The organism is Bacillus sp. DU-106 (assembly GCF_004799705.1).
Classification (GTDB): Bacteria; Bacillota; Bacilli; order Bacillales; family Bacillaceae_G; genus Bacillus_A; species Bacillus_A cereus.
The window spans coordinates 3,343,129-3,362,341 of record NZ_CP026607.1 but is presented as its reverse complement, the minus strand read 5'-3'; the positions used below and the strand labels follow the sequence as shown (position 1 = coordinate 3,362,341).

Genomic DNA, 19,213 nt, shown 5'->3' with positions numbered 1-19,213 from the left:
AGAAAAGGAAGGTAGAGAAATCTAGCTTCCTTTTCTTATTGGAACGATTATGGAATCAATAAAATCTTCCCAGTACTTTTTCTGCTCTCTAATAATTTATGTGCAAGAGCACCATCTTGTAAAGAGAATGTAGTAGGACTCGCGATGTTTACTTTTCCGCTAGTGATCCAATCAAATAATTGAGTAGAGCGCTGCTTACGTTCTTCAAAAGTAGTAAGCACGTTCCAAAGGTCTCCGCCAGTTAAAGTTTTTGAAGTATCCATAAGCATACGCGGATCAACTGGAGCAGGATTACCACCAGCCATTCCGTAAAATACGACAGTACCGCCAATTTTAGTAGCGTTAAAACTTTCCTCTAATGTAGAACCTACTGATTCATATACAACATTTACTCCAGTTCCATTAGTCATTTCAAGTACTTTCGTATGCCATTCTTCGTTATATAAAAATACGTGATCGGCACCAGCTAATGTAGCTATCTTTGCTTTTTCTTTTGATGATGTAAGACCAATTACTGTTCCGCCCTGTAGTTTAATCATTTGAACAAGAAGTTGACCGACGCCACCAGCCGCAGCGTGTACTAAAGCTATATCACCTTGTTTTAGTTGATAGCTATCTTGCGTTAAATAATGTGCAGTTAATCCTTGTAATAAGACAGAAGCGGCTGTTTCAAAAGAAATAGAATCTGGTAGTGGGATTACTTTTTCAGATGGAACGGCAACTAGTTCTGCATTTGCAAATGGGACGTCCGCAAATGCAATACGGTCTCCTAGGTTGATAGTAGTAACGTCAGCTCCTACTTTTTCAACAATTCCAGCTCCTTCATAACCTAATACATAAGGCGGATTGCCAGCAAGATGATAATCGCCGCGGCGTCTATAAATATCAGCGAAGTTTAATCCGATTGCTTTCGTACGGACAAGAATTTCATTTGGACTTATGATTGGATCGTGTATTTCTTTATAGTGTAGAACATTAGCGTCTCCGAATGTTTCGAAACAAAGTGCTTTCATATGGAATACCTCCATTTATATTGTTTATAGATGTTCTTTATCATACAATACAAATATCAATAGACAAAGAGGATTATTTCGATGGAATCAATCGGAAATATCGATTGAAAAGAGGGATGATAAATGGAAATAAAACAGTTAATTACATTTAAAGTAGCGGCACATACTTTGAACTTTACACAAACTGCGAAGAAATTAAACTTTGCTCAATCGAGCGTGACAGCGCAAATTAAAACGTTAGAAGCTGAGCTTGGTACACCGTTATTTGAAAGATTAGGAAAACGTCTTTTCTTAACTGAAGCAGGTAGGAAGTTTCAACTATATGCCGACAAGATGATTGCACTCAGTAACGAAGCGAAAATGGCTGTGAAAGATGATGAAGAAATAGCAGGTACGTTAATAATTGGTGCACAAGAAAGTCAATGTACATACAGACTGCCTTCTATATTAAAGAGGTTTAAAATACAATTCCCAAAAATAAAACTTATATTTAAACCAGCATATTCCAATAAAGATGCGAAGGAACAATTGATGGAGGGGAAAGTAGATCTTGCATTTATTTTGGACGAATGTAAAACAGAAGATGTTTTGCATGTGGAACCACTTATGAAAGAAGAATTAAAAGTAGTAGCTGCTCCAGGGCATCGTTTACTTGAACAGACTACTGTTTCTATAAAAGATTTAGAGAGTGAAACACTTTTACTAACAGAATTAGGCTGCTCGTATCGGACTTTATTTGAAGAGCTATTTCGCGGGGAAGATGTATATCCAGCAAATAAAATTGAGTTTGTTAGTGTTGAAGCAATTAAACAATGTGTTATTGCAGATTTAGGCATAGCCGTTTTACCAGCAATAGTAGTAGAAAAAGATATACGAGAGGGGACGATAAAAGAGTTACATTTAGAAAATACAATCTCTCCGATTTATACGCAAATCGCTTGGCATAAAGATAAATGGATGACAGCACCACTGCAGCAATTTATTGATGTAACGAGGGAGTTTTTTACAACAGATTAAGTGGAGAAATATTTATTTTATATAAAAGAAACAATGGCAATTTTGTATAAAGAACCGATGCTTGAATATAACAAGTATCGGTTCTTTTATGTTTTAAATAAAGGATGCTATAAAATTTGTATTTCTCAACTTTTTTTCTTACAAGGATAAGTAAAGCCCTTCGTATATTCAAATAATCATAAGGGGATTTACAACGTTTATTCGTTTCTGTAAGATGCCTCTAGGAAGCGTGAAAGGAGAGCTGGCACAGCAGTATAGGTTGTGTTTAGTATACATAATCATTTTGAGGGGGAATTTAAAATGTTTAAAAAGTTAATGAAAGTATGCGTGTTAAGTGTGGCAAGTATAGGTGTATTATTTAGTTTTCAAGGAAGTACATTTGCAGCTACTGATTTAAGTAGTTATTATGACGGGAAAAATCCAGCAACAACGAAAGTATACGGGGGAAGTACAACGTGTGATGCAGATGGATTTAATGCAAAGTCTACAGCAGTTTATGAAGGTAGTAAAAAAGTAGGGACAGTGTATTTACGTTACAGTAATAAATGTCATGCAGCGTGGGCTAAGCTTGTTTTAGATCAACCAGCTCCTTCTGTTTCTGGAGGGGTATATGCTTACGCTGTTATTAATAAATATAAAAATGGTGTATTCCAAAAATCAGTAGACTCTAATAGTGGCAATGGGGTAATTAAAACAGGACAAACGAGTACGTATACAGGAATGGTGTTTGATTTAACTGCTGATTTTGGTTATACAGCTGATGCCGAAGCGGTGACGATTAATAATGGTTACGGGAAAACAGCACGTTATTAATAAAGGAGTGAAATTCTATGAAGTTTTTTAAAAAGGTAAGCGCATGTCTTTGTCTGGCATTGCTCATCGTAACTAGTGTTTTTAGTACGACGAATAATGATAAAGCATTTGCAGAAGACCATTCATATGATGGGAAAAGTCCTTACTACAATAGCTGTGATCAATCAGCAGTAACGAAAGAAAAGAAGTGGATTGATTCTAATTCATATGTGGAATTAAAATTTAGCACGACGTGTAAGACAGCATGGGCAAAGGTTACTGTAACTCGTGCAGCGGTTTATAATAATGAAGCTGATGCAAGGATTGTTAGAAAAACAGATGGAAAGGCATACACTTGCGGAAGTGCTGGAGGAAATGGTGTTGTAAATAAAGGGCAAACATCATGCTATACGCCAATGGTATATGATTTAGATCCAAGAAAGGCACAAGCGCAGGGGAAACATGCAATTCCGAATAGTGATGCATATAATTATGCGGAGACTATTTGGTATTGATACGATTATACATGTTTTAAGAGCTGTTATTTGATATAAAAATGAAAGAGCCTTACTGCATTTTATTGTGGTAAGGTTCTTTAAATTTGTTTAATAGATTAAGTGCATCCATTTACAAATGTCTCTCTATATAATCGCTTTTAAGTATGGCCATAATAATTTCATCTGAGTATGTATCGTTATAAAATAAAGATTGACGTAAGGTTCCTTCTTTTACAAAACCAACTTTTTCATAAGCTTTAATTCCGCGTAAATTATGGCTAAATACTTCTAACTGTAAACGATTTAATGATAGTTGTTCAAAAACAAATCTTAAAACTATTTTAATAGCTTCAGTTCCATAGCCTTGTCCTGTTAATGCTATTGAAAGCATTGATATTCTGAATCCTGCTCTTTTGTTCTCCTCATCGATATCTAAAATCGACAACTCTCCAATCATCTTGTCAGTACTTTGTAAACAAATAGCGAAATCATAGCGACTTGAATCATTATTTATATGATCTATATGTTTCGTAATTTGCTCCAATGAAAAAGTGGACTTAGTTCCAGTCATATATCTTATTTCATCAACCATTGTACTTTCTAATATAATAGGAGCATCTAGCTGACAAAGAGGCCTTAAATAAATTCTTTCGCTCTCTAATCTCATTATAATTTTCTCCTTTAGTTAGTAATTGAATGTATAAATACTTAAACTTTCTTCAATGAGTCACATAAAAAATATGAATCTTAATTCGATGTTACATGAATTTTATAATGGCATGGTATACCTAAAACAAATAATAAATGTTTTATACACAACAAAATGTATCAACGAGTTTTTTGATCATACTATTATTCTTGCTGCTCATTCCGCTTTTAAATGAACACGAATGTATTAACTAAGGTCTGTATCAGGAGGAGTATATCCAAGATGCCTAGCCATTGATACAATTTGTCCTTTATGATGAAACTCATGAGTCTCTGTATGAGTTAAAAGCCATAGCGGAGTTGTACTCCAAGGCTCTTTTTGCCACTTTACTTCATTTGCAATATTTTCGAGCCAACGGTCATTGTATTCATCTAAAAAACGTTGTACAGTCTCATCTATTAATTTAAATCTAGCACGGACTTTCGCGACATCTGCATGCTCAATTTCGTAATCGCTAGCAAATGAAAAATCTGCTCTTTTTTGCTTGAATGCGAATGATCCAAGCCAGTATCGATAGCAATCGGCTACATGAATATGAGTCTTTATAATGCTACCGCTTCCGAAATTAGAAACTGTGCTATGTAATTTTTCTACTGGGATTTCTTCCAAAAACGAAAATAGAGTTTCTCTTGTAGAGCTAATAAGATTATATTGTTGTTTTAAAATATGTAACATGCAAGTACACTCCTCTTTTATTAACATAGTAAGTAATTCTATATTTACGAGGAGTGAACCTTTTTATTATTTTTAATAAGCATATTAGATGTATTTCTTATTTGTTTCTGATAGATTAAACAAGGTGAAACTTTAATAAGTTGAACATTCTTAGTTCATAATAAATTGTACATCAAGAAGGGGAACGATAAAATGAATAGACTAGTGGGTTTAAAACAATTTGAAATAACGCGCGGGGCGTTACTTAAATTTATGGAAACGTTAGATGATAAAACTGTGGATACGCAGCCAGAGGGTTTTAACAATACAATTCGTTGGCATATTGGACACGTGTTAACAGCAGCAGAGACTTTCATGTTCGGAAGAGAATTTAAACAATTGCCAACTGAATATCCAGGTATGTTTGGATATGGATCAAGACCATCTAAATGGACGACAGAAGGACCATCGTTAGAAGTGTTAACGGCTCAATTAAAAGAACAAGCAAAACGTATTAACGAAATTCCAGCAGAAGCATTTGAAAATAAACTGCCAGAGCCATTCCTAGGATTGGAAACAGTAGGGGAGCTTTACGGTATGATGCTTTATCATGAAGCTGATCATATTGGGCAAATGAAGGCGATGGAACGTATTATTAAAGCTCTTTAGTCTTAATTGCATATAACAAGCAATACAGTTGTAATGTTAAATAATATATACAAAAAAGGTAGATAAATTATTATCTACCTTTTTTGTATAACTTCTTGAAGGATTAGAGAATTTTTTATGTTGTGATTATTAATTATAGTATTCCTAAATATGGAATATACGTATAATGATAGAGAAGAACTAGAAATAGGGGTGAATACTATGATTACATTAGAGAAAAAGTTGGAGCAATATAAACATACATATGTACAGTTAAAGGGAGAACTAAAATGGAAAACGAGTGATTCTCGAACAGGAATGATGATTGCTGCTATGTATGCAGGTAGTGATAAATTGTTTGATCTCGGACGTTTTTTAGAAATTAGTAGTTATATTAAGAATCAGGTAGGGATGTTTTCATACTTAAAGTCTTATCATCGTTTTGTAGTGGCCGCAACATTAGATATTCACTTTACAGATTACAAGAAAGCTTTTCGGACGTTTTTAGATTTATATGAACAATTGGTCACTGGTGGCTTTAGCCGGAGTATATTTACTTATCTCGCAGCAGCTGTGCTTTTGACAGAAGAAGATGAACAGCATGGCGCGCACATTCAGCGTTCGATGCAAGTATATAAACGCATGAAAAAGGATCATCTCTTTCTTACAAGTACAAATGATTATCCGCTCGCAGTTTTATTAGCAGGACAATCAGAGCATGTAGAAACACTTATGGACCGAGTGGAACGTCTTTATCAGAAACTAGCGACAGCTGGTTTGCGTAAAGGGAATGATCTTCAATTCTTGAGTCATATTCTTTCATTAAAGAAGGAGGTCAGGGAAGAACTATTAGTTGCAAAATGCACAAATATATGGAATTTGTTAAAGCAAGAAAAGGTAAAAGTAAAACAGATGCATTACCCAGCTATCGGGCTACTAGCGTTACTCGAGGATGGAGAAAAAGAGATTCATTCTATTCGAGCATTTATTGAAAAATTGCAGGGGGATAAATTGTTCCGTTGGCATACAGATACAAATATTCTTATTGCTATTCAACTGTTCGTAAGTCAGAAAGGTGAGGAAAGTAAAACTACCAACACAGGTTTACAAACAATGATAGAAGTCCTCATACAAGCACAACAGGCTGCTATGATGGCAACGATTGCCGCTTCATCTGCAGCAACATCTTCTGCTAGTAGTAGTTCATAATGTGCAACTGCTTATACTCTTGTAAATTATAATTCCTTTGATAAGGTCGGTTTAAAAAATATTACTAAAAAAAGCCCATCACTCTCTAATGGGTGATGGGCTAACTGTTTTTACATAATTAGCATTATCTTTTTGATTGCTTCAAATATTTGAGTTGCGTAACAATCATAATACTAATAACAACGAGTAAAAACCATGAACTAATTTTGCTTAAGTGAACGAGGTTCCATGCTTCCCGTTGATTTGGATATTGCCATGCACCGAAAAATGTTGCGATGTTCTCTGCAATCCAAATGAAGAAACCGATAAGGAAAAAGGAGAGAACCAGTGGTATTTTATATGTAACGCCTCGTAATGAAAATTCCACAAATGTCCGAAAGAAAACGATGAATAGAAGTAAAGCTAAGAACCATCTAAAATCGTATAGAAAATGATGCGTGAAAAAATTGAAGTAAATCATTGCTCCTAATGGCACGGTAAAAATAGCTTTCGGCCAATAATGCATTTGTAAATACAACCTTCTCCACGCTTGGCATATGTAACTTGCGACACTTGCGTACATAAAGCCGCTGTAAAGCGGGACTCCAAAAATCTTTGAATGCGCCTCTTCAGGATAACTCCATGAACCGAAATGAACTTTATATATTTCTAGTAAAAGGCCGATGAGGTGAAAGACAGTAATTACTTTTAATTCGTCTTTCGTCTCAAGTCCAGTCTTGTACATAATCCACTGCATAAGAAGACATGCGATGAATATGAAATCATAGCGATATAACCCTGGAATAGAAACGATTTTTGAAAGGGCTAGTGTTAAGAAAATAACGACTGGGAATAAGCAAGATAATGCTTGCTCGTAAGTGAAGTATAGTAGTTGTTTTATATAGAACATTGTGTCACCTTTGGAATTTTTATTAGAAAAATCAAAATAATGATTAAGTATACTACACTTTTAAAAATAAGCTAGTAGTCTATTTTGCGTGTATTTGTAAGTCTTGGAAGGGAATTGTAATGAGTATTTTAATATTTAGCGAAGTGAAAAAATAGTTTGCTATTTAAAAAAAGTGGCGATATAATATCTAAATGAAAATGATAATTATTATCAATAATAATTACAAATAAAAAATAATTATAAAAAACAACTGAATATAAAGGATGAAATGAAACATGTTACATAAGTCTACTGTACATGCTGGTAATAACCGCTGGATACATATTAAGTTCATATGTTTCATGAGCTTAACAATTTTATGTTTAATTGGATCTATATTTTTAGCCATTTCATTTGGTGCAAAAGATATTCATGTACAAACGGTGTGGGCAGCGGTTTTGGATTATAATCCGAAACTAACACAGCACCAAATTATTTATGAATTAAGGCTCCCGAGAGTAATTGGTGCAGCAGTTGTAGGGGCAGCTTTTGCGGTTGCTGGTGCTGTTATGCAAGGTGTAACACGAAATCCTTTAGCTGATGCAGGTGTACTCGGAATAAATGCAGGTGCGATGTTTGTAGTAGCACTTAGTTTTGCTTTTTTCCCACATATGCCGTATTCCTATTTAATGATTGTTTCCTTTATTGGAGCTGTCTTAAGTACAGTACTTATTTTTGTTATTGGATCAGCAACATCAGGCGGGTTAACACCAATGAGGTTAACGATTGCTGGAGCGGTTATGGCAGGGCTTTTACATTCATTAAGTTCAGGTGTTGCGATTTATTATGATTTAAGCCAAGATTTAGCGTTTTGGTATGCTGGTGGTGTTGCAGGGGTTAAGTGGGAACACTTGAAATTTTTAGTCCCTATTATTCTTATAACGATTATTTTCGCGACAATGCTAGGGAGATCTATTTCACTCATATCAATGGGGGATGATGTTGCTACAAATTTAGGAGTGAAAACGAACCGAACGAGAATACTAGGGATGATTATAGTAGTTATTCTGGCAGGTGTTTCTGTTTCAGCTGTTGGTTCTATTGGATTTGTAGGACTAGTTATCCCGCACATTGCTAGAAAATTAGTTGGTGTTAATTATAGACTCATTATTCCTATGTCAGCATTATTAGGAGCTATGTTATTAGTTGTAGCTGATTTAGGGGCAAGAACAGTAAATCCTCCTAAGGAACTTGCGATAGGGATTATGGTAGCTCTTGTTGGAGTTCCGTTCTTCCTCTATATAGCACGTAAAGTTGGGAGGGAGTTATAAGTGAAGGATCTTTTTAACACGGATAAAAAGAGAGCTATTACTGTAACTACAATCTTCGGATGTATAAGTATCGCTGTAATTTTAATTAGTTTAAATACAGGGACACTGAGTATAGCGCCACTTAGAGTAATTGAAACACTTTTGGGTTATGGTAATTTTGAGAGTGCAACCGTGCTATATGATTATCGTATGCCAAGAATAATAATCACGATGTTAGCCGGTATTGGTCTTGGTATTTCCGGTGCGATTTTGCAAGGGTTATCACGTAATACACTTGCAGATCCTGGTATTTTAGGGTTGCATTCAGGTGCATCTTTCGGTCTTATCGTATTTGTTACTCTCTTTCATTCTATTAATGAGAGTGCATCCATTTTAATACCGTTATTTACATTTGGCGGAGGAGTATTAGCTGCATTTCTTATTATTTTACTTGCGAGTGATCGGTCAAAAGGTTTACTTCCCATTAGACTTATTCTCGTTGGTATTGCAGTTTCAGCTGGCTTTAGTGCAATTTCGTTATTTTTCTCTCTCAAGTTAAATGATGAGACGTATACATTCGCTTCTAGATGGCTAGTTGGTAACGTGTGGGGAAGGGATTGGATTCATGTCTTTGCATTATTACCTTGGATTTTCATACTAACCCCTTATGCGTGGCTAAAATCTAAAACGTTAAATGCATTGTCACTAGGTGATAGTGTAGCAGCAGGACTTGGTGTTTCTGTTCAAAAAGAACGGTTATTACTTTTAGCTACAGCGGTTGGATTATCTTGCACAAGTGTATCGATGGCAGGAGGAATTGGTTTTATCGGTTTAGTTGCTCCGCATATCGCAAGGAAGTTAGTAGGTACTACATATCAACACTTTCTTCCTTTAGCTGGCATTATCGGAATGATTATTTTAGTGCTAGCAGATACGATAGGTCGTTCTATATTTGAGCCAAACTCTATTCCAGCTGGTATAGTAGTGGCAACTTTAGGAGCACCGTATTTTCTTTATTTACTTACAAAAACAAAATAAATACTTCAAAGAGGAGAACATATGAAAAAGAAACTTACTATTTTATTTAGCATGATGTGTATTTTAGTATTAGCAGCATGTGGTCAAACGAAAGCTAATGAAGAGGCAACGAAAAAAACGGAAAAAAGTAATGACCCAAAAATTGCTTCAATGTCTATTCATTTAACAAATGATTTACTTGCATTAGGAATTACACCAGTAGGTTCTGTTATTGGTGGAGATTTAAAAGATTTCTTACCGCACGCTAAAGAGAAGTTGAAAGATACGAAGAAGCTTGGTGTTGTAACAGATCCGAATATGGAAGCGTTACTTCAATTAAAGCCAACTGACATTTATGTTGATGAAAAATATGCTAGTAAAGATGTAGCGAAATACGAAAAAATTGCAAAAACACATTCTTTCAATTTAGATGAAGGTACGTGGAGAGAGCATTTAAAACAAGTTGGTAAACTTGTAAACCGTGAGAAAGAAGCAGATAAATATATTCAAGATTACGAAGAGCAATCAAAACGAGTAAAAGGTTTAATAGATAAAGAGCTAGGTAATAACGAAAAAGTAATGGCAATTCGCGTTACTGCAAAAGAATTGCGTGTATTTAGTACGAAAAGACCGATGGGACCAATTTTATTCCAAGACCTAGGGTTACAACCTGCAAATGGTGTAGAGAAAATTGATGGAAACCGTCCTTTCGAAGTCATTTCACAAGAAGTATTACCTGACTTTGATGCAGATGCGATTTTCGTTGTTGTAAATAGAGATGACAAAGCAAAAGCAGCATTTAAACAACTTCAAGAAACACCAATTTGGAAAGACTTAAAAGCAGTTAAAGGCAAGCACGTATACATTATCAATGATCAACCATGGCTTGACTATTCTGCTTTAGGAAACAAAATGGCAATGGATGAAGCGGAGAAAATGTTTACGAAATAATATAGTTTTGCTATTAGGAAAGGCCCTCAAAATTTGGAGGGCTTTTCTGTTATTGTTAGAATAAATAAAAAATTATACAATGAAGTTAATTCAATATGGAGGAGATGTGCCAATGTCAGTGCTTATTGTAAGTATCCCGTTTATGAAACAGTTTATGGAACAAGGGGATAAATAGGCTAAAATAAGTATCCCTGTTATTTAAAAGGGGGAGTTTGAAATGACAATGAATCTTTTTCGAAATAAAACGATTAAATTATCAGCTATGAGAGAAACAGATGCTGAAGTAATGGCTATGTGGCAAGAAGATAGTGAGTATTTAAGAAATGTTGATACAGATGTAGCATTCCCGCAATCTTTAAATGAAATAGCAAGTGATGGGTTATTAAAAGGACGGAGATCGAATAGTGTTTCTTTCATGGTAAGGACAGTTCAAGAAGATCGCTTAATTGGTTTTGTGGCGATTCATGGTATAGAGTGGAATAACAGAACAGGTTTATTAGCCATTGGTATAGGAGATGCGAATGATAGAGGAAAAGGATATGGGAAAGAAGCAATACATCTTATTCTAAAGTATGCTTTCTATGAATTGAATTTACACCGCGTCGGTCTGGATGTGATTTCTTATAATAAAGCAGCCATTGCGTTGTATAAAAAGATAGGTTTTCAGATGGAAGGGTGTATGAGAGAAGCGGTTCAAAGAGATGGGAAGTGTTTTGATCGTATCATTATGGGGATATTGCGGGATGAATGGATAGGGTTGCAAGATTAGCGAATACATTCAATATTATATATGTAGTATGCAGGAGATATAATGATAATTGGCGAAAATTTACAGTGAACTGATTGAATTTATAAGGAGTTATGTAAAATGAATTTAGAAAAAGCAAAACCAGTAAATGAAGAGGTCGCTGAATTAAAGGAACTAATTAAAGAGTTACACGGAAGTGTACATCAACTGCAAAGCGAAGTGCAGCAACTAAGGCACGAAAGACCAGTTGTTGAAGTGAGAAAAGGTGTTCAATTATCACCAACAATTGTCGGACAAATTGGTGGTATGATTTTAGGTGGGTTAGCAATTATCGGTATATTTTGGTGATGAAAAAAGGTTTGCAGCACGATGCCGCAAACCTTTTGGATTTGACGATATAATTTCATGCAATACAACTTTTACATTAAATAACGTAAATATATATAAGCATGTGATAACAAGAGTGCAACAATAGTTAATGGTAAACCAATTTTTAAGAAGTCCATATAAGAGAAAGCATGTCCTTCACGTTTTGCAATACCAGCAACGACTACGTTTGCAGATGCTCCGATTAGCGTTCCATTTCCTCCTAAGCAAGCTCCAAGAGATAACGCCCACCATAGTACTTCGATTTGCGGAGAATCGACAGATAGTCCGAGTCCTGTAGCTAAGTCTTGAATAAGAGGAATCATCGTAGCGACAAAAGGGATGTTGTCGATTGTCGCAGATGCGATGCCAGATACCCATAAAATAAGTATAGCTGCGAATCCGATGTCACCGTTTGTTACGCCGATTACTTCTTTTGCAAGTGAAGAGATAAGTCCGATATCAATTAACCCGCCAACGAGAACGAATAGTCCGGCGAAGAAGAAAATGGTTACCCATTCAACGTGGGCAAATACATCTTCAATATCATGTTCTTTCACGCCGATTAACATAAGAAGTGTAGCGCCTGTCATCGCTATAACGGCAGCGTTTACATGAATAATCGAATGAAGTACGAAGCCTAAAATAGTTAGTCCTAAAATCGAAATAGATTTTAAAAGGAGGCTTTGATCCTTAATATAATCTTTTTCATTTAATGCCATTAGTTTTTCGATTTGTTCAGGTGTTGTTTTTAGTTTGTTACGGTACATGAAGTAAATAATGCCAAGTGTCACAATAGAAATAATAATTACGATTGGAGCTAAGTTAAGTAAAAAGGCGTTAAAGTCTAAATGCTTGTTTGCTGATCCAATCATAATATTAGGTGGATCACCGATTAATGTTGCTGTTCCGCCTATATTTGAAAACAGCACTTCTGAAATCAAATAAGGCACAGGATTTACTTTTAAAATACGTGTAATGGATAATGTAACAGGAACGATTAATAAAACAGTCGTTACATTGTCCAAAAATGCTGATCCGACAGCAGTTAATAGGGATAGTAATAATAAAATGCGAATCGGTTTTCCGCCAGCTGCTTTTGCCGCTTTAATGGCCACAAATTCAAAGACGCCTGATTGACTCGTAATATGTACGAGAATCATCATCCCAATTAAAAGGGTAATCGTTTCCCATTGAATATGTGATGTGAAAGCAGTATGTAAATCTACAACTCCAAAAATAATCATAATAGCAGCACCGAATAGTGCGATTACAGCACGATTCAATTTCTCAGAAATAATAAATCCGTACGTGATTAAAAATACGGCAATTGCAAAATAATATTGCCAATTTGCTACTTCATGTGCTGACTGTTCCAATCATGTCACCTTCTTTAAATTATGTATTCAATTTTCGAAATGTATCTCGCTGCAATAATACGGGATAAAATATATTGTAGCAAATTCAAAAAAGAAAGAAAACTATTTAACAAAGTGAAGGAAAAAATGTATTTTTTACATATCATATAAAAAATATAAAAAACACAGTGCAAATTATTAGGAAAAGTGAGCGTTGTCCTCTAATATAGAGATAGCAATTTACATTATTTTTGCGTAAAATGGTTTAAAGAGGTGAATTCCGATGGAAATAGTAAAAGATAGTTCTCTTATTCAAAATGAAATTGAACGTTTTGTAAATAAAGATGTATATATTCATTTAGAAACGACAAACGGAGCGTATGCATCACATATAAATGAAAAGATGATGACAGTTGGTGCTTTCATTCGAAATGCGATTATCCGTTTTGAACGCGGGAAGATAACTGGAACAAATCCATACCGAGTTGGTCTGAAAATGGATCACGGTTGGGTATATGCTGAAGGTATTACGCACTGGGAAGTAGACGATCAAGAGCGTTTATTATTAGCTGGACATGATAATTTAGGTCGTCTAGCAGTTGCACTTGAGTTAAGCTTAACACCATTTAAGTAAGAAGGAGGGAAACTTATGGAGAGACATGTACTTGTTGTATTTCCGCATCCAGATGATGAAGCATATGCTGCGGGAGGAACAATTCGCTTATTAACAGATCAAGGAGTACCTGTAACATATGCATGTGGTACTCTAGGACAAATGGGACGTAACATGGGTAAGAACGTATTCGCTAACCGTGAAACGATTCCACATATCCGTAAGAAAGAATTGAAAGATGCTTGTGAAGCGATGGGTATTAAAGATTTAAGAATGCTTGGCTTCCATGATAAAACGTTAGAATTTGAAGATGTTGATTTCGTTGCTGACAAAATTGAAGCAATCATTCAAGAAGTAAATCCATCTCGAATTATTACATTTTATCCAGAGCACGGTGTACATCCAGATCATAATGCATTTGGCCGCGCTGTCGTTCGCGCTGTATCACGTATGCCAAAAGAAGAGCGCCCAGTTATTCATGCTGTTGCGATTACGAAAAATCGTGAAGCAGTATTAGGAGAACCGGATGTTGTAAATAACATTAGTGAAGTATTTGATCATAAATTAACTGCATTAGGTGCGCACCGTTCACAAACAGAAGCAATGCTTGAAGACACGCATGCAAAAATAAAAAACAAAGATGCAGCAACATTAAAATGGCTGCAACTTGAACAGTTTTGGACTTATAAATGGGAGTAGGCTAGAAGGATATCTTCTAGTTGCTCTTACATAGAAAAAGCGCCGTCACTTGTGATGGCGCTTTTTCTTGTTGAAGACTATATATTTTTTAGGGTGCTTCAAAATTTTTAAATTAACGTGCAGTATAGCCTCCATCAACAAGAAGTGTTGTGCCGTTAACAAAACTAGCATCATCACTTGCTAAAAATAAGACAGCTTTAGCGACTTCTTCTGGTGTTCCAAGTCTGCCTTGTGGATGAAGTGAAGCTAAATATTCTTTCTGTTGAGGATTAACACTACCTAGTAAAGGGGTGTCAATATAACCAGGGCACACCGCGTTAATACGTATTCCATATTTAGCGTAGGCAGTACATAAATTTTGAGTTAATAGTTTCACACCACCTTTTGCAGAGGAGTATGCTGTTGGTGTAGGTAATGAAACAAAACTATGAATCGAACCAGCGTTAACGATGACACCACCTGTACCTTGTTTAAGAAATTGTTCAATCGAATATTTATCAGAAAGGAATACCCCAGACAAATTAATATCAATAGTTCTTTTCCACTTTTCATAGGATAATTCGTTTGCCGGTGCATCATCAGCAACGCCGGCATTGGCATACATAATATCTAATTTACCGTATGTACTTACTGTCTCATGAATTAGCTGTTTAATATCTGCCTCTTTTGTTACATCGGTTTTAATAAATAATGTATTATATCCATGTGCATTCAATTCATCTGATAGTTCTTTTCCACGTTCAGAAAAGTCAGCAATAACTACTTTTGCACCTTCTTCGATAAAAAGACGAACAGTAGATTCGCCAATTCCACTTGCACCACCAGTTATGATTGCTACTTTGTCTTTTAATTTCATATAAACCTCTCCATTCATTAATGAATTTAAGTCGAATTTTTAAATCTTGTTACTAAACTATTAACCTTAAATAGTAAGTAGATAGAAGAAAAAAGCTCGCGTTTACTTAATCGTGAGAGTGCTATTTTTTCTTTAGTGTACTTTTTGATACAGTTATGGACGAAAATATTAATTTGGTCAATTTTATCATTAGATTGAATATTTGGTAAAGAGCTCTCGAACAGAGCGAGTAAGGATGTTGAAAAAGTAAAATAAACATTCAGTATTATTTGTAGGGTAAGGAACAAAGGGGAGAGATGCATAACGAAAACTACTACTCTGGTTAAATAGGAAAAAGCCTTGCAGGGGGGCAAGGCTTTAAACAGGGTATTAAAAATGATTGATTTATTAAGAATAACTTCCTCTTGTGAATAAACTAATTTTAGCATAATAACTCATATATATGTGTTACGAATTTGTGAATAAAAACTCAATGATAAAAGTATGAGTGAAAGGAAATAATGTATTTGAAATATGCATTATTACACAAAGTTAAGTTGAAATAGGGGATTTGTATATGTAATTTCTTTTTGCATTTAATTCTTTAGAACTGATTTTTAATAATGTATATGAGAAGCGTATATTTTGAATTATTTAATAGAATAATATATATTTATATTGATTTAATGATTTTAGTTTGTTAAAAATGGGGAAATCGATATGAAGGTTAAATTTGCCGTAATAAAAGATGAGAATTTTGATTGTAGTTTATTGGAAACAAAATTATTGAAAACTTTTAAAGAAGTAGATTGTGAAGCAGATATTGTAAAGGTTGAGGATGAAATTTTTGAAAACAATGATATACAAACGTATTTATCAGAAATAACCATTCATGTTACTGGAAAAAATATTGGATATAGATCCGTTTCAGCCAGTATATTTATTGTTCTAGAGAGTTTATCAATACAGCTATTTCGTATTCATATTAGTATACTTTAAACAGTTCAAAAAGTGGCTTCTTCAGAAAATCATACTGATTATATGGAGTTGTAAATATGAAAACAATAGAAATTATCGTAGGTGCTCCCGAATGTTGGATTGCACCTTGTTTGTTGTTAAATAAACAAGGGATTCCTTTTTTAATTTATCTTAACGCTGATTTATATAGAAGATAGGAAACATATGAATAATTCAATTAGATTGTACAAATAATTTGGTACGCGGATGTACGCAATGTATTCACAGGTAAGAGGGTTGTCTCATAATATATATAGATTTTTCTATTAAGATGAACAGAGGGTGTGAATATATGGAAGATGTTTACGCTAAAATTGACAGTCTCAAGGCGGAGCAAAAAGAAATTATGAGAGACATTCGTGCTTTAGAAACGCGTACTACTATTAATGAGAAAGATATAGCAACAATCAATAAGCAATTAGAAAAAATAAGTACAAACACAACTTGGATTTTGCGAATTATTATTAGTGCGATAATAATGTCAGTTTTAGGATTAATATTAAAAGGGATGATTTAAAAGAAAGAGGGGAGCTCCCTCTTTCTTTTATGTAAATGAGAAGCTATAAATTTTCCGTTTCCCCTTCATCTGCATACTTATCCTCTAAGGAAATTAATAGAGGGATTGATATAGTTACAAGAATGATTAAAGTAGTTATAAAAGATTTAGAAAGAGAAAAAGAACCTTCAATTAAAGGTGATAAAAACTTGAATGAAAGTATGCTTGTTATTAAGGAAATTACTAAAAAGCTCAAAAGAGATATATTTTTATTCTTTATAGATGTCTCTATAAAGTCTTTAACACAGGTTATTACGACAAATATAGTTAATATGATAAGAGAAACAAAATAATGTGTTAAATTCGTCATACTAATAGTAGGATCGTCTATTATGTAAGCAAGTAACTTAGATACTAATATTCCTCCAAACAATAAAATAATAAAAGCAAGTAATCCTTCCGATATATAAGTGCTGAAATTGCCTTTCTTGTTAAAGAGTTTATAGTTTAGAGTAGATTGGGTTATTTGAATTAGGAATAGGGTAATAATCCATACATAATATACAAATGGTAATTCTCCTGAGAATAGAGAAATTAGAAAGTTTACTACTGTCCTTAAAATTTCAATCATTACGAAAGGCCTCCAGTTTGTAAGCTTGTGACATTAAAATATGCTAGTCTATCGTTTAATAATTAAACTTACGAATTCAAACTATTTCTAATTATTCCATAAAAAGGTGACTGCATCAAGTTATCTTTTTAACAATCCTCCAAGGCCGAGCACTAGTAAAAGAAACGCAGTATGTAATATAATTGAAAAAGTATATTTAAAAATCGATGTTAATATTACCCTCCTATAAGTATTAACATACGTAATTGAGGTGTTTTCTTTGTTGTTTTATGAACGGATTTCTATAATGGCCCCTCCTGTTCCGTAGCTAAGGAAAGTCTTTTTATTTCTGAGATTTTCAAAGTTATAGGAGGGTATGAAAAATGAAAAAAGTCTCAGTACCATCACTTTTGTTAATGATTGTTCTTGTCGCATTTCCGCAAATTAGTGAAACGATTTACACACCGTCTTTACCAGACATTTCAAAGGCGTTACATGTAAGTAATAATGAGGTGCAGTTAACACTTAGTGTGTATTTTGCTGGTTTTGCGTTAGGTGTATTTTTTATTGGGTGGTTATCAGATATAATTGGTCGTCGCCGGGCGATGTTACTTGGAATTGTCGTATATGGCGCTGGGAGTTTCTTATGCTATATTGCAAGTTCCATTGAAGTTTTATTGATAAGTCGTTTTATTCAAGCGTTTGGAGCAAGTGCAGGATCCGTGGTTACACAAACGATTCTTCGGGAAAGTGTAGAAGGGCATAAGCGGCATGTTATGTTTGCTCAAATCTCGGCAGTCATTGCTTTTACACCAGCGATAGGACCGTTAATTGGTGGCTTTCTTGATCAAATGTTTGGATTTAAAATAGTATTTTTAAGTTTAGTAGTTATGAGTATCGGTATTTTTCTGTATACGTTTGTTTCTCTCCCTGAAACAAAAACGGTCTCAGTAACGAATAAAATAAATGTATTTTCAGTCTCGAAGAGGTTAATTACAAATCCGAAAGTGGTAACATATGGGCTGTTAATTGGAGGAGCAAATGGTGTTTTATTTAGCTATTATGCAGAAGCGCCGTTTATCTTTATTGAATATTTTCAATTATCGCCTAGTATGTATGGATTTCTAGGAATTGTTGTTGCATCTGCTTCTATTGTTGGAGCGAAAATTTCAAAACGTTTACTTGCCACGTATAGACCAGAGAAAATTATATATATTGGTTGTCTTGTAATGACAGTGGGAGCTATCCTTTTAACTGTTATTACAGCATTGGGATTAAACCAAAACATAATATATATGATTGGATTTTTAATAGCGATGTTTATATTGCTATTAGGAATTGGAGTAGCGTTGCCTAACTGTTTAAGTTTAGCATTAGTAGATTTTCAAGATGTTATTGGTACAGCCGGAGCATTGTTTAGCTTAGGATACTATGTAATTGTAACGATGACAATTTTGGGGATGAGTCAGCTGCATACAGGCTCGTTACTAGTGATGCCACTTTATTTTCTGGTTATTGTAGTTATAATGGTAGTGTTTACTAGGGTATTTATCTTTGGTAAGCAAACTTCGAAATCGATTTAAATATGAAATTGTAAAAGAGTCTCATTTTTTAATGAGACTCTTTTATATTTTGGCTGGGGTAAAGAAGTTAGTAGTTTATTAATATATTAAATTTCTTATTGGTATATAAATCGAATGTGTGGGAAATTACGTTATCAACTATAAAGGTTGAAGTATTTGACATATGAAACCGAGGAAGAAATGCTCTCCTCTGTTATTTATAT

At 34.4% G+C, this 19,213-nt stretch carries 22 protein-coding genes; 15 read left to right on the top strand and 7 right to left on the bottom strand.

What is annotated here, in order from left to right:
• Positions 1–47: 47 nt before the first annotated feature.
• Positions 48–1,013, bottom strand: coding sequence for a quinone oxidoreductase family protein (locus tag C3Y97_RS17180; protein WP_136363553.1), 966 nt, complete (start codon positions 1,011–1,013; stop codon positions 48–50).
• A 123-nt stretch (positions 1,014–1,136) separates the two neighbouring features.
• Between C3Y97_RS17180 and C3Y97_RS17175 the strand changes: the two genes are divergently transcribed.
• From C3Y97_RS17175 to C3Y97_RS17165, 3 genes are all read left to right on the top strand, one after another.
• Positions 1,137–2,030, top strand: a complete 894-nt coding sequence (locus C3Y97_RS17175; protein ID WP_086404010.1) for a LysR family transcriptional regulator — start codon at positions 1,137–1,139, stop codon at positions 2,028–2,030.
• A gap of 300 nt (positions 2,031–2,330) precedes the next feature.
• Positions 2,331–2,843 carry a DUF2690 domain-containing protein gene (locus C3Y97_RS17170; protein WP_136363552.1) on the top strand — a complete coding sequence of 171 codons (513 nt, stop codon included), beginning with the start codon at positions 2,331–2,333 and terminating at the stop codon, positions 2,841–2,843.
• Positions 2,844–2,860: 17 nt separating this feature from the next.
• Positions 2,861–3,337, top strand: coding sequence for a DUF2690 domain-containing protein (locus C3Y97_RS17165; RefSeq protein ID WP_086404012.1), 477 nt, complete (start codon positions 2,861–2,863; stop codon positions 3,335–3,337).
• Positions 3,338–3,449: 112 nt separating this feature from the next.
• On the opposite strand, the gene C3Y97_RS17160 is transcribed toward C3Y97_RS17165, so the two are convergent.
• Both C3Y97_RS17160 and C3Y97_RS17155 read right to left on the bottom strand, forming a co-directional pair.
• The gene (locus C3Y97_RS17160; protein ID WP_136363551.1) at positions 3,450–3,986 is read right to left on the bottom strand and encodes a GNAT family N-acetyltransferase; all 537 of its coding nucleotides are present in this window, start codon (positions 3,984–3,986) and stop codon (positions 3,450–3,452) included.
• Positions 3,987–4,214: 228 nt separating this feature from the next.
• Positions 4,215–4,703: a DinB family protein gene (locus C3Y97_RS17155; RefSeq protein ID WP_086395302.1), complete on the bottom strand. Its 489-nt coding sequence runs from the start codon at positions 4,701–4,703 to the stop codon at positions 4,215–4,217.
• Between the two features lie 192 nt (positions 4,704–4,895).
• Between C3Y97_RS17155 and C3Y97_RS17150 the strand changes: the two genes are divergently transcribed.
• Positions 4,896–5,351 carry a DinB family protein gene (locus C3Y97_RS17150; RefSeq protein ID WP_001081123.1) on the top strand — a complete coding sequence of 152 codons (456 nt, stop codon included), beginning with the start codon at positions 4,896–4,898 and terminating at the stop codon, positions 5,349–5,351.
• A gap of 150 nt (positions 5,352–5,501) precedes the next feature.
• Entirely contained in the window at positions 5,502–6,539 is a 1,038-nt protein-coding gene (locus tag C3Y97_RS17145) for a DUF4003 domain-containing protein (RefSeq protein WP_121868221.1), read from the top strand.
• A 124-nt stretch (positions 6,540–6,663) separates the two neighbouring features.
• Here C3Y97_RS17145 and C3Y97_RS17140 read toward each other — a convergent pair whose 3' ends face one another.
• On the bottom strand, positions 6,664–7,428 hold the full coding sequence (locus C3Y97_RS17140; protein ID WP_086395304.1) for a DUF817 domain-containing protein: 765 nt from the start codon (positions 7,426–7,428) through the stop codon (positions 6,664–6,666).
• 275 nt (positions 7,429–7,703) lie between these two features.
• On the opposite strand from C3Y97_RS17140, the gene C3Y97_RS17135 reads away from it, so the two are divergent.
• The 5 genes from C3Y97_RS17135 to C3Y97_RS17115 all read left to right on the top strand — a co-directional run bounded on the left by C3Y97_RS17135 (position 7,704) and on the right by C3Y97_RS17115 (position 11,781).
• Positions 7,704–8,738 carry a FecCD family ABC transporter permease gene (locus C3Y97_RS17135; protein ID WP_136363550.1) on the top strand — a complete coding sequence of 345 codons (1,035 nt, stop codon included), beginning with the start codon at positions 7,704–7,706 and terminating at the stop codon, positions 8,736–8,738.
• A complete protein-coding gene (locus tag C3Y97_RS17130) occupies positions 8,739–9,755 on the top strand; it encodes a FecCD family ABC transporter permease (protein ID WP_136363549.1) in 1,017 nt (338 codons plus the stop codon).
• Positions 9,756–9,776: 21 nt separating this feature from the next.
• Entirely contained in the window at positions 9,777–10,685 is a 909-nt protein-coding gene (locus C3Y97_RS17125; RefSeq protein WP_136363548.1) for an iron-hydroxamate ABC transporter substrate-binding protein, read from the top strand.
• A gap of 217 nt (positions 10,686–10,902) precedes the next feature.
• Complete coding sequence (locus C3Y97_RS17120; protein ID WP_000178509.1) at positions 10,903–11,454, top strand: GNAT family N-acetyltransferase; 552 nt, start codon at positions 10,903–10,905, stop codon at positions 11,452–11,454.
• A gap of 99 nt (positions 11,455–11,553) precedes the next feature.
• Positions 11,554–11,781: a coiled-coil domain-containing protein gene (locus C3Y97_RS17115; protein WP_001047304.1), complete on the top strand. Its 228-nt coding sequence runs from the start codon at positions 11,554–11,556 to the stop codon at positions 11,779–11,781.
• A 71-nt stretch (positions 11,782–11,852) separates the two neighbouring features.
• Here the strand turns inward: C3Y97_RS17115 and C3Y97_RS17110 are convergent, their stop codons facing one another.
• On the bottom strand, positions 11,853–13,178 hold the full coding sequence (locus C3Y97_RS17110; protein ID WP_136363547.1) for an ArsB/NhaD family transporter: 1,326 nt from the start codon (positions 13,176–13,178) through the stop codon (positions 11,853–11,855).
• 262 nt (positions 13,179–13,440) lie between these two features.
• Here C3Y97_RS17110 and C3Y97_RS17105 point away from each other — a divergent pair, with 262 nt between their 5' ends.
• Both C3Y97_RS17105 and bshB2 read left to right on the top strand, forming a co-directional pair.
• On the top strand, positions 13,441–13,791 hold the full coding sequence (locus C3Y97_RS17105; protein ID WP_000407045.1) for a YojF family protein: 351 nt from the start codon (positions 13,441–13,443) through the stop codon (positions 13,789–13,791).
• Positions 13,792–13,806: 15 nt separating this feature from the next.
• Complete coding sequence (gene bshB2, locus C3Y97_RS17100; RefSeq protein ID WP_000439483.1) at positions 13,807–14,469, top strand: bacillithiol biosynthesis deacetylase BshB2; 663 nt, start codon at positions 13,807–13,809, stop codon at positions 14,467–14,469.
• A gap of 112 nt (positions 14,470–14,581) precedes the next feature.
• Here the strand turns inward: bshB2 and C3Y97_RS17095 are convergent, their stop codons facing one another.
• Positions 14,582–15,325 carry an SDR family NAD(P)-dependent oxidoreductase gene (locus tag C3Y97_RS17095; protein ID WP_000768018.1) on the bottom strand — a complete coding sequence of 248 codons (744 nt, stop codon included), beginning with the start codon at positions 15,323–15,325 and terminating at the stop codon, positions 14,582–14,584.
• Positions 15,326–16,024: 699 nt separating this feature from the next.
• Between C3Y97_RS17095 and C3Y97_RS17085 the strand changes: the two genes are divergently transcribed.
• Both C3Y97_RS17085 and C3Y97_RS17080 read left to right on the top strand, forming a co-directional pair.
• Complete coding sequence (locus tag C3Y97_RS17085) at positions 16,025–16,303, top strand: hypothetical protein (protein ID WP_000865005.1); 279 nt, start codon at positions 16,025–16,027, stop codon at positions 16,301–16,303.
• A 310-nt stretch (positions 16,304–16,613) separates the two neighbouring features.
• Positions 16,614–16,838: a hemolysin XhlA family protein gene (locus tag C3Y97_RS17080; RefSeq protein WP_000390461.1), complete on the top strand. Its 225-nt coding sequence runs from the start codon at positions 16,614–16,616 to the stop codon at positions 16,836–16,838.
• Between the two features lie 43 nt (positions 16,839–16,881).
• Here C3Y97_RS17080 and C3Y97_RS17075 read toward each other — a convergent pair whose 3' ends face one another.
• A complete protein-coding gene (locus C3Y97_RS17075; RefSeq protein ID WP_000570045.1) occupies positions 16,882–17,448 on the bottom strand; it encodes a DUF5823 family protein in 567 nt (188 codons plus the stop codon).
• 362 nt (positions 17,449–17,810) lie between these two features.
• Between C3Y97_RS17075 and C3Y97_RS17070 the strand changes: the two genes are divergently transcribed.
• Complete coding sequence (locus C3Y97_RS17070) at positions 17,811–19,010, top strand: multidrug effflux MFS transporter (protein ID WP_098212552.1); 1,200 nt, start codon at positions 17,811–17,813, stop codon at positions 19,008–19,010.
• The last annotated feature ends 203 nt before the right edge of the window (positions 19,011–19,213 follow it).